Raw genomic sequence first — 13,784 nt, 5'->3', positions numbered from 1 at the left:
CGAAGAGATCGCCGACGCCGTCCTGTGGCTCTGCTCGGACGGCGCGTCGTTCACCAACGGCGAGGCGCTGACCGTCGATAGCGGCTTCACCGCCCGATAAACGGCCCGTCACCGCCGTCCCTTCGGGGATATACTTTTAACCGTTTGCGAACCGTCACTCACGCCTATGGATCGAGATCGCCGTGGTGACTCCACCTCAGAAACGACGCCCCCGTTGGACGACCAGCCGACGCCGCAGATCGGTGAACCGACCACGTCGGCCCCGGCCGGAGTCACGGCGTATCTCGACGATATCATTGCCGTGCTCGTCCCCGCGGATCACCCCGAGGTTGCGCAGGCGCTGGCGACGGGCGCGCTCCAGTATCGCGACGGACGACCGCCGCTGCCGGAGAACGCGACGCCGAAGGATACCTTCGATCTCGTTCGGGACTTCGACGCGTTCGACCTCAGCAAGGTCACCGACTGGGCGAACCTCCCGAACACGACCCCGGCCGAATCCCCACTCGGCAGTGAGATCCTCGAACAGATCCGGAACGCGATCGACTGGGAGCACGAGCAGACGTTACTGTACGACCAGTACGGCAACGCCTTCGAGACGCCGGCTGCCCTCGACTCGTATCTCTCCGAGCACGACGACCTGCAACTCGTGCTGGCTGTCGGCTATCACCTGTCCGGGTCGACGGAGTGATACTCTCGGCTGTACCATTTTGAAAGAATCCGCCGTTCCGTCGTGCCGAATATCTTTCCGAAGCTATAGTTGATAGTATGAGGCCACCCCGGCCGGCGGCGCTACTTCCTCTCACCGTTCCAGACACCCGACTCGCTCGCCCCATCTGTCTTGTACACACCGTGTGCGGTCGCGAGGTGCGTCTCGCTGTCGTCGAACAGTTCGACTTCCGCGACCGCTAGCGATCCGCCGTGTCGGAGTACGTCTGCCACGGCGTAGACGTCGGTCGTCGCCGGCGCGAGGTAGTCGATCCGCATGTCGATCGTCGGGACGAGTTCGCCGGTCAGCGAGACCACCGCCGCGTCTCCGACGCTGTCAGCGAGTGCAAAGGTCGCACCGCCGTGGACGACGCCCGTCTCCGGGTTCGTCGTGTGGTCGTCTGTGACGTGTAGTCGCCCCTCCGCGTGTCCGTCCTCGGCTGCCGTCAGCTCGATTCCGAGCAGTTGCGTGAACGGCATCTCGTTGAACAACTCGACCGGATCCATTGAGAATTTACACTACCGCGATCGACAAAAGCCTGTGCTGGGCGGTGGATACTGCTGATATCCGCTTGCCCGTCACCGGAAGTCGGCTGACCTCTCTATCACTCCGGCCGCGGTAGCGGCTGCTCGCAGCTCCCGTTGTACTCGAGGATCGCCACGTACTGGTTGGCCCGCAGTTCCTGTTCGTCGGCGTACTGATCGGACTGCGGGTAGATCCCCAGCGACAGGATCTCGGCTATCGAGCCGGGTGTTGGCCGCTCCGGGACGTATCCTGGCGGTCGCTCCCCGAACTCGGCGACGACCTCGTAGCCGTAGCTGCCGTTGAGCAGCGCACGGACGTGTGCGGCTCGTGCTTCGGTGTTGTGCCGGACGTAGGAGGTCCGGTGGCTGTCGGGAATGTCACTGAGGTACAACAGGTCCCGATAGGACAGTTGCACGTACTCCGGACAGGGGTCGAGCGTTTCGCGGTCGTCCCCGGCGTAGGGATACTGCGCGTCGATCCAGTGGGGTGTCGCGGATTCCTCGAACCCGCGCGTGTAGAACTCCATGGTCGCGTTGCGCTCGACGTTATCGTCCATCCAGTCGACGGCGTCCGCCCGTGGCATCGACGCGTATCCCGCGGTGCCGACGGCGGCGTACGCACCCGACGTGACCAACAGCACAGCGACGACTGACCGGGCGACTGCGGGCCGGGACTTGTCCAGTCGCGAGAGGCCGTCCGCGAGGAAGAACACGAGCAGCGGGAGCGTCGACAGGAGGTGGTGTGGGCGGAAGTCGTGCCAGCCCGTGAGCAAGAGGGTGTACAGGCCCAGATACGCCAGCAGAACCGTCGATCCGTCGGTCACTCGCTTTCGGAGGGTGAGGAGCGCTCCGCCCAGTCCGGCGACGCTCGCGAGGAACAGCGGCAACCCGAAGGCGTTGAAGTATCCGCGGAGGAACCACCACCAGATCGGCGCGGCTGGTCCCTTCTCGACGGCGACACGGTAGGCGGGATGTCCGATAATCCGGGAGAGAAACTCGATGAACCCGCCGACAAGAAGCGTCGGGAACCCGAGCAGGATGACGACCGCGCCGACGGCCGCCCCGTCGAGTAGCAGGTCCTGATCCTCGAACAGTCGCCGCCAGGAGTCGCCCTCGCGGTAGATGCGTAACAGGTGCGCGATCGCGATCGTGAACACGATCGGCGCGACCGTCAGCTTGAGCGTCATCGCGGCCGCGCCCACGGCGCTGGCCTCGAAGAAGCGTCGGCGCTCGCCCGTCTCGACGTACTGGATCAACAGGTACAGCGCCAGCAGGAGGACGAACACGGAGGGAATGTCCTCGCCGCCCTCGTGGGCGAGGGTGATCAGGCCCCAGGTGACCGCGAGGAAGGCTCCGGCGAGTCGCCCGGTCGTCCGATCGCGCAGGTACGTTCCGATCCGATAGGTCAGATACACAGCCCCGGCGGCGAAAACGACGTTCAGCAGGCGGGCAATCAGCAGGCTCGCAGTCCAGATCCACTCGGGCGTGGTGTGCCAGACCTCCCAGAAGCCGAAGGTCTGCGATCCGTTCGCGGGCAGTCCCAGCGCGGCGATCGCATCGAGGTCCCCGAGGACGGCGGCCGCGATCACGACCGGCAACAGCGCCAGTCCGTAGAGGTAAAACGTCGAGCCGAACGGTTCGCGACCCCAGATGACCCCTTCCCGGAGCGCCCCGAGACTCGGCTGGTCGATGACTCGACCGTACGCGACCAGCGGGTCGAGAATCCGGTCGCGCTCGTCCCAGGTTGCGAAGTTCGGGATCTCGTGCCAGACGTAGAACGCCGCCAGCAGAACCGTGACGGCGAGGATTGCCACGAGATACGGATCGGAACGCAGGTCGGCGACGAACCGTCGTTTCGCGCGACCGGCAGCCGAGCGCAGCCCCAACATTGCCCGACAGTCCACCCAGCGCGCGCAAAAGGGTTGCTTTTCGGAGTGACGCCCACGGAGAGCAGGGCGTATTACTGTGGGGATGCCATACTGCCGATATGGATCTCCCGCCAGTCGGCCTCGGTACGATGGGTATTGACGATCCGTCCGCGATCGCGACGGCCCTCGATGCCGGCTACCGACATCTCGACACCGCACAGATCTACGAGAACGAGTCTGTCGTCGGCGAGGGGCTGGCCGACAGCCCTGTCCCGCGCGAGGACGTCACGCTCGCGACGAAACTCTGGGTCGACTCGCTTGCGCCCGAGGATGTCGAGCCGGGGACGCAAGCCAGTCTCGACCGCCTGGGCGTCGACAGGGTCGACCTGCTGTACGTCCACCGTCCCCGCGGAGGCTACGACCCAGAGGGGACGATGGCCGCGCTCGAAGCCGTCCACGCCGAGGGGCTGACCGAACACCTCGCGGTGAGCAACTTCACGCCAGAGCAGTACGAGCGCGCCCAATCCAATTGTGACGTGGCGCTGGTCGCCAACCAGATCGAGTTCCATCCACTCTTCCAGCAGGCTGACCTGCTCGAGCACGCCCGCGCACACGAGTACACGGTGGTCGCGTACTCGCCGCTCGCCGGCGGCGAGGTGTTCGACGTGCCCGAGATCCAGGCCATCGCTGACAAACACGACGCCTCGCCGGCGGCCGTCTCGATCGCCTGGGTGCTCTCGCACGAAAACGTCGTTACGATCCCCAAGGCCTCCAGCCGCGAGCACCTCGAAGCGAACCTTGCCGCGCGCGAGCTACAACTCGATCCCGAGGACATCGAGCGGATCGACGGCATCGAACGCGAGGTCGAACTGTTCCCCGAGTGATCGAGGCTCGAAAGCAGGCTCCGCCCAGAGGCATCGTCGCCTCTATTTGACTACCCGTCCAACCGACGGTATGGAGAAAGTCATCTACGACCCGATCGGCGAGATCCGCTCGCCGTTCGAGGAGCCCTCGGCAGTGCCGGTCGACCCGGACGAGCCGACGGACGCAATGGGACGCGTCGAACTCGAACCCGAATACGAGCCCGGGCTCGAGGGACTGGACGGCTTTTCGCACGTCACGATCCTCGCCCATCTGCACCGGAGTCCGGCCGACGCGCTTCGGGCACATCCGCCGTTTGCGGAGGGACTCGAAGTGGGCGTGTTCGCCACTGCCAGTCCGAACCGACCGAACCCGATCGCCCAGACGGTCGTCAGACTCGACTCGATCGAGGGGTCGACGTTGCACGTCGAGGGGCTGGATCTGCTGGACGGGACGCCAGTGCTCGATCTCAAGCCGTTCGCGCCGAAGCCGTCGCTCCTGGAGGATCTAGAAACCGGGTGGATCGGCGAACATCTCGACCAAGAATACTGATCGGACGTTCTTCGAGTACACCGACGGAGACTGTCGGAGCCGTTATTCGAGCGTCGAGAGAACCTCGTCCACGAACTGCTGTGGCGGGAGACCGCCGGTGAACTGCCCGGAGTCGTTGACGTTGATCTGCGGGACGCCACGGACGCCGTACTCCTGGGAGAGCTCCATGAACTCCTGGGATTCGATGCCGTCGGCCTCGATCTGGTCGTTCTCGATGGCCATCTGGTGAGCCACCTGGACCGCACGCGGGCAGTGCGGACAGGTCGGGGTCACGAACACCTTGATGTCGACTGGCTGGTCGATGTTCTGGACCTGCTCGCGAACCTCGTCGGGGAGATCCGTCTCGCCCGGCCCCTGCGCGACCGCGATGAGTCCCTGCAGGAAGGCGCTGAACTCCTGGCCCGACGGGATCCCGAAGTACCGGACGCCGGTGACGCCGTCGCGAGTGATGACGGTGACGGGCGCGCCGTCGTACTTGGTTGCGCCGAGCTCCTCGGCCAGCGGGTCGTCCATGCCGTGGGTCTCGACGACGACGTTGTCGCTTTCTCCTTCGACGTCCTCGTAGAGGTCGAGCGTCTCCTCGCAGTACTGACACCCGTCCTCGGTGAATACGTGGACTGTGACTGTCTCTTCGAGGGAACTGAGGAGTTCGTTGACTTGACTGCGGTCGTCTGCGGACAGGACTGACATTCTACCCCAACGTTGGCACTCTGACTGTGTTATATTTTGCGTTTTGCCCAATACTCCGAAATACACCGGGACAGCCGCTGCAACCCCGCTATTCGGGGGTGAACGCGTGGCCCCGGAGCACCATCCGGGTGGTGAGCGCCGCGGTGGCCAGCCAGACGATCACGAGCAGGCTCGTCACGGCCGCGAGTACCAGAGTGAACGCGCCGACGCCGAGGAAGCCGCCGAGCGACCCCGCCGAGATGGCGAACGCCCCGAGCGGGAACGTGTAGGCCCACCAGGTGAAGAAAAACGGGTGGGTCTTGCGAGTGACGTAATGAGTCACGAGCGCAGCGGTCAACACGAACCACCAGGCCGAGAAGCCCCACATCACCAGCGCGAGGAGTTTCAACCCGGGCACTAGCGGCTCGACCGCGAGGTCGAAGCCGACCCCGGCTTCCAGTGCGTGCGCGAGCTTCGCGATCGCAATCGTGAGCACGGCCGTCGGGGCCAGGCCGATGACGAACGTCGGCGCGAGCTTCTCGCGCGGGAGGCTCTCGTATGCGTAGCGGTGCAGCACGATCGACCCGAAAAACAGGAACATGAACGTCCCGATGCCGAGTGCGATCATCGAGACCAGAAACACCAGCCGGCCCGTCGTCGTCCCGGCGAGATGGCCGGCGACGAGTTCGAAGCCCAACAGCGGAATGACGAGATGGCTCACCGGCGGGATATACCAGGCAAAGACGCCATGCTCGGTCCCGATCTCGTCGTTCGTGAACATGATCGTCACGACCACCAGCCCGAACCCGAAGATGCCGGCGCTACCCGCGACGAACAGCCCAGTCAGTAGCGGTTCAAGCACGCTCGCCGGGACGATATCGCCCATCGTCTGCGCGACTCCGAGCCCGAGAACGATCAGCGTGATCGGCATCGTCGGGAAGAACTGACTCCGGATCGGATGGGTCAGGTCGTTCCACACCCGACCCGGATACAGCCACATCCGCGCCAGCCACGGCACGGTGTAGGTGACCGTCATCACGGCCGTCAGTGCGACGAAAAACTGCGCGAACGGAACCAGCGCCTCGACACCCCACCGGGTGGCGAGCAACCCCAGCGCGACGCCGAGTGCCCCGGTCCCCATCGTCGAACCGAACCACTGTGGGCCGAAGAACTCGACCGCGTTCGCGATTCGTGACCGTCCTGCCGATGTCGAATTGACCTGGCTCATAGTATTGTGTGTTTGTGGATTTTCTCCACTGGACTAACTTCAACTCGTCGAAAGAGATAACCCCGCTTGACGGCGACACTGACGATCTTTTCAATTCCAAAGGTCGCTTTTCGACCCCGAGAAAGCCATATGATTCGTTTCTGTCTGCGGGCGGTAAATAAGGGAATGCGATACTGCTGTTTGACCGTGCGTGCTGACGTGTGTAGTTATGTGTTTTTAATAAATGATCATATGGATGACTAGCGTATCAAAGCCCTATTGGTGGTACAGTCGCGATATCGAGGTGATGACAATGGAATTCGAGATGCCGGAATGCGACGACGGGAGCGATGAGGGGAAACTCGTCGCCTGGCACGTCGAGGCCGGCGACATGGTCGAGGCCGGTGACCGGATCGCCGACGTCGAGACCGACAAGTCGGTCATCGAGGTCACCGCGCCCGGGGCGATGGTCGTCACCGAGCTGCTCCACTCGGTGGGCGACGACATCCCTGTCGGCGAACCCCTCGTCGCTTACGAGGAAGTCGACGAAGTCGAAGCGATGTCCGAGGACGACGAGGAATCGACTGACGGCGAACCGACCCAGGCTGTCTCTCGGGTGGGCGATGACGAGAGCGACGACGAACCGACTTCCGCGGTCTCGCGAGCTGACGAGGACGAACCCGGGTCGGCCGTCTCCCGCGTCTCCGAGGGCATCGTTCCGGAGGACGCCGACGATGAGACGGAGGTCCTGATCGTCGGGGCCGGTCCGGGCGGGTACGTGGCGGCGATCCGGGCTGCCCAGCTCGGACTCGGGGTCACGCTCGTCGAGCGCGACGCCTACGGCGGGACCTGCCTGAACTACGGGTGTATCCCCTCGAAGGCGCTCATCCACGGGAGCGAGGTCGCTCACGAGGCACGGACCGCCGCAAGCCTCGGGATCACCGCAGAAGTCGAGGTCGACTTCGCACAACTCGTCGACTGGAAGGACGGCGTCGTCGACCGGCTCACCGGCGGCGTCGAGAACCTCTGTCGAGCGGCCGGAGCCACGCTCGTCGAGGGGGCCGCGCGGTTCGTCGACGACCACGTCGCCGAAATAGAGACAGCGGACGGAACCTCGACGCTCGCCTTCGAGAACGCGATCGTCGCGACCGGGAGCCGCGTCATCGAGATCCCCGGGTTCGAACCCGACGGCGAGTACGTCCTCGACTCGCGGGACGCGCTCGATCTCGAGGCGGTCCCGGACTCGCTGGTCGTCGTCGGCGCGGGCTACATCGGCATGGAGTTGTCGACCGTCTTCGCGAAGCTCGGAACGGACGTGACGGTCGTCGAAATGCTCGACGACGTCCTCCCGACCTACGACGAGGACATCTCGCAGGTGATCCGCAGGGAAGCCGTCGACCTGGGAATCGACTTCCGCTTCGGCGAACTCGCCGCCGACTGGGAACGGGACGGCGACGCCGTCGCCGTCCACACCGAAAACGAGGACGGGCACGCGGCGGAACTGACCGCCGACGCGATCCTCTCGGTGCCCGGCCGGGAGCCGGTCACCGACACGGTCGGTCTCGACGCGCTGGGGATCGAACCCGACGAGGACGGGTTCATCCCGACGGACGCCCAGGGCCGGACCGAGCGCGCACACGTCTTCGCCATCGGCGACGTGGCGGGCGAACCGATGCTCGCACACAAGGCCAGCCACGAGGGTGAGGTCGCCGCGGCCGCGATCGCGGGCGAACCCGCCGCGCTCGATCACGCTGCGATGCCCGCCGCCGTCTTCACCGATCCCGAGGTCGCGACGGTCGGGCTGACCCGCGAGGAAGCCGAACACGCCGGCTATACGCCCGCAGTCGGGCAGATGCCGCTGAAGGGCAACGGTCGCGCACTGACCGTCGAGGCACCCGAGGGCTTCGTCCGGATCGTCGCCGACGAGCCGACCGGGAGCGTCCTCGGCGCCCAGATCGTCGCGCCCGAGGCCTCTGAACTGATCGGCGAGGCAGCGCTGGCGGTCGAACACGGCCTCACGATCGAGGAACTCGCCGGCACGGTCCACACCCACCCCACCCTCTCGGAGGCGATCATGGAAGCCGCCGCCGACGCCGCTGGTGAGGCTGTCCACACCCGGTGATCGAATCGATACACTGATCAATAACGTTTTTTGATTTCTTTTTCTCTTCATCAAGGCTACTTGATCGCAATGAATCCACAAAGTCTTTTACTGTATGGTGTTGATCGCACAATACAGGCATGGCAGATATCACCCTGACGACGACGAACACGGACGGCTTCGACACAGAGAGCGTCATCGGCGACTTCGCGGTCGGGATCGACCCGATGAACGAGACCGGTCCCGATCCGAACTCGGTGTTGGTCGCCGACTACGCGGCGTGTTTCCTGCCGGCGGTTCGGATGGGCGCACGCAAGTCCGGCTACGACGATCTCGGCAAGATGGAGATCGAGGCCAAGGCCGACCTGACCGAGAACGACGACCTTGAGTCGATCAGCTTCACGCTGAAAGTCGAGGCCGCCGTCGAGGACCCGCAGGAACTGGTCGAGCTGGGCGAGCAGTTCTGTCACGTCCATACTGCACTGCGCGAGGAGCTGCACGCCGACGTGACCGTCCAGGACGAGGCGTTCGCGACTGCGACAGCATAGACATTCTGGCTGCCGAGAGCAGAGACCGACACGCAAAAACACGCTCCGCCCTTTTGCCTTCTATGGACCATCGTGGATCAGTCAAGGTACCGGACGGCAAACTCGTCGAGGTAACCGTCTCGGGCGACCGCCGTATCGAGTCCGCCCAGGTGACGGGCGATTTCTTCCTCGAACCACCGGACGCTCGAACCGACCTGGAGGCCGCGATTGAGGGTCACTCCTTCGAGGTCGATCGCGAGACGCTACTCGAAGCGATCGAGAGCGTCGACGCACGGTTCATCGGCTTCGACACCGACCACCTCGTCGAGGCGACGCTGGAGGCGATCGAATGAACCTGCGCGTCGTCGACTCAGGGACGTACAGCGAGCCCGTCCAGCAGGCCCTGGAGCGCGTGCTGGTCGACCGGCTGGCAGCGGGCGAGATCGAACCGACGTTGCGGCTCTGGTATCGCGAGACGCCGGCGGTCCCGCTCGGCCGTTTCCAGGCCTACGGCGACGAGGTCGCCACCGATTACGTCGACGAACACGACATCGACGTCGTCCGCCGGATCACCGGCGGCGGCGCGATGTACGTCGAGCCGGGTGCGGTGATCACCTACTCGCTGTATCTCCCGCGCGAGGCCGTCTCGGACGACGTCGAGGAGAGCTACGCCGAACTCGACCAGTTCGCCATCGACGCACTTCGGGCTCTCGGGCTGGACGTCCGCCACGAGCCGCTGAACGACATCGCTCACCCCGAAGGCAAGATCGGCGGTGCCGCTCAGCTTCGAACCGACGGCGCCGTCCTCCATCACACGACTATGAGCTACGAACTTGACATCGCGGAGATGTTGCGCGTGCTCCGGATCGGCGAGGAGAAAGTCTCCGACAAGGCGATCAAGTCCGCCGAGAAGCGCGTCGCCCGCATCGGCGACCACATCGACGCCAGCCGCAGCGAGGTTGTCGACGCGATGATCGACGCCACCGGCGAATACTACGATACCGTCGAGGGCGGGCTGTCCGACGACGTGATCGCGGACGCCCGCGAACTCGCCGACGAACAGTTTACGACCGACGAGTGGAACCGGCAGCTGTAGCGACACGCCGCCCGGAGTGGATATCTGCGTGGTACGACCGAATGTCGGCAGCTCTCACCTAGAACTCCATTTGTAAATGCCTTTATTCCTCCAAACTCAGCCGGAAAACGGATATGCAATCCCCAGAAGACGCAGTCGCGGAAAAAAAGCAGAACGTACAGTCGTTTGCCGGCGAAGCGAGCTCTATCGAGTCGTTCATGGGCTTTGTCCACAACGCCGAGAGCGACGGCGCGCTGGACGCGAAGACGAAGGAATTGATGTCGCTGGCGATGGGCGTTACGCTCCGGTGTGAGGACTGTATCGTCTGGCACCTCGACGCAGCGCTGGAAGCGGGCGCGACCGAGGACGAGATCGTCGAAGCGCTCGAGATTGCCGTCGTCATGGGTGGCGGCCCGGCGCTGATGTACGCCACCGAAGCCTACGAGACGCTGCAGGCGTTCGACCGGGACTGATCCGCCGGCGACAGCCTTTTCGAAAGCGTCAGCACCTTTTTGGGTCGGATCTCAAACGGCGGACAGTGAACCGCCTCGCGGTCGAGTCGTTCGAGACTCGTCGGTTTTCGTGCTTCCGAAAGCCGGCGGTTTCCGGACGACTCCGGAGTACCCGGCCTGCCCCACCTGTCGACGCACGCGTGGTTCGTGTCGTGCTGTCTCGGCGACCGTGCTCTCGCGAGTCTGGTGCGTGCAGTTTAATATCACTCGGTACAACAACCGAGTAATGAGGCGTCGAACGTTCCTCAAGACCGCGGGTGCTGGATCAGTCGTCGCGCTGGCGGGTTGTACCGGCGGCGACGATCAGAACGGGACGACGACTACGGGCGACTCGGAGCAGACGCTCACGGTCGCGACTTACTCGTCGTTCACCGGCGAAGACACGGCCGGAAACTACCTCAAATCGGCGTTCGAGGACGAACACGACGACGTGACCGTCGAGTTCGCCGTGCCGGAGAACGGTCTCAACCAGTACGTCCTGCAGAAACAGCAGGGCTCGGACGTCAGCGCCGACATGTACGTCGGGCTGAACACCGCCGAACTCGTCCGTGCCGAAACCCAACTCGACGCGGAGCTGTTTCTCGAATCGCGGTCGGATCTCGATCGGGCCGACGCGATCAACTCGGACCTGGAGATCGATCCCGAGGGGCGGGCCGTGGCCTACGACACCGGCTACATCAGTCTCGTCTACGACGAGGACGAGGTCGACCCGCCGGAGACGTTCGACGATCTGCTCGACCCGGCCTACGAGAACGCGCTGATCACACAGAACGCCCAGCAGTCCGATCCCGGACGAGCGTTCCTGCTGTGGACGATCGCCAACCGGGGCGCGAACGAGTATCTCGACTACTGGCAGGGACTCGACGACAACGGCGTCCAGATCCTCAGCGACTGGGAGCCTGCATACAACGCCTATCTCGACGGGGAGGCCCCGATGGTCGTCTCCTATTCGACCGATCAGGTGTACTATCACGGTCCCGACGTGGACATGTCCCGCCACCAGGTCGGCTTCATCGAGGATCAGGGATACGCCAACCCCGAGGCGATGGCCCGGTTCGCCGACTCCGACGTTGCCGACCTCGCACTGGCGTTCATGGAGTTCGTCCTGCAGCCCGAACACCAGGCCGAAATCGCCGTCCGGAACGTCCAGTTCCCGGCCGTCGAGGACGCCGATCCCGGCGACGAGTTTTCCCAGTACGCCTACGAGCCGCCCGAAACCGTCACGCACACGTACGAGGAACTACAGGGCAACGTCGACGAGTGGATCGACCAGTGGGCCCGTCAGATCGTCGGTTAGTGATCGTCATCGACTGGCTGCTGTCGTGGCGATGGCGGTGCGGATCGATATTTGGACAGAACCATGACTGCTGACTGGAATCTCTCCCGGGCGTTCCAGCGTGTCGCGCTCCCCGCCGCCGTAGCGGCGACTATCGCCGTCCTGGTGGTCGTCTTCTACTACCCGGTCGGACACGTGCTGGCGGCGGCCGTCCGCGATGGCGGTCGGCTGACGATCAAACCGATTAGGGCGGTCCTGACGGATCCCTTCTACACCGGTGTCGCGCACCACCTGTTCGTCGACCCGTTCGGCGTCCCGGCCGGAATCGCCGACTGGATCGCGGCCGGTTTCCCGTCGGTCCGACTCGGCCTGTTCGGGTTTACTGCCTACCAGGCGGCGCTGTCGACGGTCGCGAGCGTGTTGCTCGGACTGCCCGGGGCGTACGTGCTGGCTCGCTACGAGTTCCGGGGCCGGCGGACGATTCGGTCGCTGACGCTCGTGCCGTTCGTGCTGCCGTCGATCCTGGTCGCGGTCGGCTTCCGCGCGATGTTCAGCCGACGCGGGTTCGCCAACGACCTGCTCGGCGTGGGCGGACTGGGTCCGATCGAGTTGCTCGGGACGTTGCAGATCATCGTCATCGCCCACGCCTTTTATAATGCGCCGCTGGTAACGCGGCTGGTCGCGACCGCCTGGGAGGGCGTCGACCGCCGGCAAGTCGAGAGCGCCCGTTCGCTCGGTGCCTCCCGATTTCGGGCCTTTCTGGACGTCGTCCTGCCGGCGTTACTGCCGGCGATCCTCACCGGGGCCGTGCTGACGTTCGTGTTTACGCTCATGTCGTTCCCGATCGTGTTGACGCTCGGCGGGCTCGATCTGGCGACCGTTGAGGTGTGGATCTACGCCCGCGTCCAGTCGCTGGCACTCCAGGAGGCCGCGACGCTCGCGACGCTAGAGACGTTCCTCTCGCTTTCGTTCATCTACGTCTACCTGCGCTTCGAGAACCGGCAGGTCACGACCCGCGGTGCCGGCCAGTCACTTTCGCGCGAGCGCCTGTCGATCGGCTGGCGGACGCTCGTCGATCCCCGGCGGCTGGCGATCGCCGGCTACGCGGTCGTCGTCGCCGTCGTGATCGTCGGGCCGCTGGTCAGCCTGCTCGTCGAGAGCGTCACCGATCCGAGCGGGCAGTTCACGACTGCCTACTACGAGTTCCTGCTGGCCCGCCAGTCCTCCGGGGCCGTCGGCACTGTCCGACCGCTGCCGGCCGTGATCAACTCGCTGGTCTTCGGAGCGGGGACGCTGCTGCTTGCGATTCCGATGGGGACTGTCGTCGCTATCGTCGCGACGCGTGGCGGTCGCGGGAGCCGACTCGCCGAGGCAATCTTGACCGCGCCGCTGGCGGTCAGCGGAATCGTCGTCGGGATCGGACTCCTTCTGACGTTCGTCTTCGGGACGACGGTCGCGGGCCATCGGCTCGTCGTGATCGGTCCGGTTGCGATCGTCTTCGCCCACGCCGCGGCGGCCTATCCGTTCGTGACGCGCAACGTCGCGCCCGCGCTGGGCGGGCTCGACCCGCGGCTCCGGGAGGTCGCCCGCTCGCTGGGTGCGACGCGCTTGCGAGCGCTGGTCGAGATCGAACTCCCGCTGGTCGCGCCGGCGCTGCTGGCGGGGGCTGCCTTCGCGTTCGCGATCAGTATCGGCGAGTTCGATTCGACGGTCTTACTCGCGGAGGGCGTCGAGAGTTACACGATGCCGGTCGCGCTCGAACGGTACGTCGGGACGCGCTCGCTCGGCCCCAACCTCGGCCCGGCGACGGCCATGGGGACCGTCCTGCTCGCAGTGACGGGCCTCAGTTTTGTCGTCATCGATCGCCTCGGCGGGCGGTGGGAGCCGTGATTCGAGCGCCAGGGTT

General features: G+C 64.9%; 15 protein-coding genes and 1 pseudogene. 12 read left to right on the top strand and 4 right to left on the bottom strand.

Features of this window, described 5'->3' with window-relative positions; translation table 11 throughout:
- Both OB916_RS16075 and OB916_RS16070 read left to right on the top strand, forming a co-directional pair.
- On the top strand, positions 1-100 hold a 100-nt coding region (locus OB916_RS16075; protein WP_390884101.1), incomplete at its 5' end, for an SDR family oxidoreductase.
- Between the two features lie 66 nt (positions 101-166).
- Positions 167-688, top strand: coding sequence for a hypothetical protein (locus OB916_RS16070; RefSeq protein ID WP_315910315.1), 522 nt, complete (start codon positions 167-169; stop codon positions 686-688).
- Between the two features lie 101 nt (positions 689-789).
- Here the strand turns inward: OB916_RS16070 and OB916_RS16065 are convergent, their stop codons facing one another.
- On the bottom strand, positions 790-1,212 hold the full coding sequence (locus tag OB916_RS16065; RefSeq protein ID WP_315910314.1) for a PaaI family thioesterase: 423 nt from the start codon (positions 1,210-1,212) through the stop codon (positions 790-792).
- 98 nt (positions 1,213-1,310) lie between these two features.
- Complete coding sequence (locus OB916_RS16060) at positions 1,311-3,119, bottom strand: ArnT family glycosyltransferase (protein WP_315910313.1); 1,809 nt, start codon at positions 3,117-3,119, stop codon at positions 1,311-1,313.
- 98 nt (positions 3,120-3,217) lie between these two features.
- Here OB916_RS16060 and OB916_RS16055 point away from each other — a divergent pair, with 98 nt between their 5' ends.
- Both OB916_RS16055 and tsaA read left to right on the top strand, forming a co-directional pair.
- The gene (locus tag OB916_RS16055) at positions 3,218-3,982 is read left to right on the top strand and encodes an aldo/keto reductase (protein ID WP_315910312.1); all 765 of its coding nucleotides are present in this window, start codon (positions 3,218-3,220) and stop codon (positions 3,980-3,982) included.
- Positions 3,983-4,052: 70 nt separating this feature from the next.
- Positions 4,053-4,511, top strand: a complete 459-nt coding sequence (gene tsaA / locus OB916_RS16050; RefSeq protein ID WP_315910311.1) for a tRNA (N6-threonylcarbamoyladenosine(37)-N6)-methyltransferase TrmO — start codon at positions 4,053-4,055, stop codon at positions 4,509-4,511.
- Between the two features lie 42 nt (positions 4,512-4,553).
- On the opposite strand, the gene pdo is transcribed toward tsaA, so the two are convergent.
- Both pdo and OB916_RS16040 read right to left on the bottom strand, forming a co-directional pair.
- Positions 4,554-5,201, bottom strand: coding sequence for a protein disulfide oxidoreductase (pdo, locus tag OB916_RS16045; protein WP_315910310.1), 648 nt, complete (start codon positions 5,199-5,201; stop codon positions 4,554-4,556).
- 88 nt (positions 5,202-5,289) lie between these two features.
- Positions 5,290-6,408 (bottom strand): TDT family transporter, encoded by a 1,119-nt coding sequence (locus tag OB916_RS16040; protein ID WP_315910309.1) that lies wholly within the window; start codon positions 6,406-6,408, stop codon positions 5,290-5,292.
- 223 nt (positions 6,409-6,631) lie between these two features.
- Between OB916_RS16040 and OB916_RS16035 the strand changes: the two are divergent.
- The 8 genes and pseudogenes from OB916_RS16035 to OB916_RS16000 all read left to right on the top strand — a co-directional run.
- A pseudogene (locus OB916_RS16035) lies at positions 6,632-6,904 on the top strand (biotin/lipoyl-containing protein); the annotation flags it as partial.
- A gap of 195 nt (positions 6,905-7,099) precedes the next feature.
- Entirely contained in the window at positions 7,100-8,509 is a 1,410-nt protein-coding gene (lpdA, locus tag OB916_RS16030) for a dihydrolipoyl dehydrogenase (protein ID WP_315910316.1), read from the top strand.
- A gap of 119 nt (positions 8,510-8,628) precedes the next feature.
- Entirely contained in the window at positions 8,629-9,036 is a 408-nt protein-coding gene (locus tag OB916_RS16025; protein WP_315910308.1) for an OsmC family protein, read from the top strand.
- A 62-nt stretch (positions 9,037-9,098) separates the two neighbouring features.
- Positions 9,099-9,368: a hypothetical protein gene (locus tag OB916_RS16020; RefSeq protein ID WP_315910307.1), complete on the top strand. Its 270-nt coding sequence runs from the start codon at positions 9,099-9,101 to the stop codon at positions 9,366-9,368.
- On the top strand, positions 9,365-10,111 hold the full coding sequence (locus OB916_RS16015) for a lipoate--protein ligase family protein (RefSeq protein WP_315910306.1): 747 nt from the start codon (positions 9,365-9,367) through the stop codon (positions 10,109-10,111). The genes OB916_RS16020 and OB916_RS16015 overlap by 4 nt, the downstream gene beginning before the upstream one ends.
- Positions 10,112-10,224: 113 nt before the next feature.
- Positions 10,225-10,563, top strand: coding sequence for a carboxymuconolactone decarboxylase family protein (locus OB916_RS16010; protein ID WP_315910305.1), 339 nt, complete (start codon positions 10,225-10,227; stop codon positions 10,561-10,563).
- A gap of 265 nt (positions 10,564-10,828) precedes the next feature.
- Positions 10,829-11,899, top strand: coding sequence for a thiamine ABC transporter substrate-binding protein (locus OB916_RS16005; RefSeq protein ID WP_315910304.1), 1,071 nt, complete (start codon positions 10,829-10,831; stop codon positions 11,897-11,899).
- A gap of 63 nt (positions 11,900-11,962) precedes the next feature.
- On the top strand, positions 11,963-13,768 hold the full coding sequence (locus OB916_RS16000) for an ABC transporter permease (protein WP_315910303.1): 1,806 nt from the start codon (positions 11,963-11,965) through the stop codon (positions 13,766-13,768).
- Positions 13,769-13,784: the final 16 nt, after the last annotated feature.

Source organism: Halapricum hydrolyticum (assembly GCF_025517535.1).
Classification (GTDB): Archaea; Halobacteriota; Halobacteria; order Halobacteriales; family Haloarculaceae; genus Halapricum; species Halapricum hydrolyticum.
The sequence above is the reverse complement of the archived record's forward strand: the minus strand, read 5'-3'. Positions and strand labels throughout refer to the sequence as shown.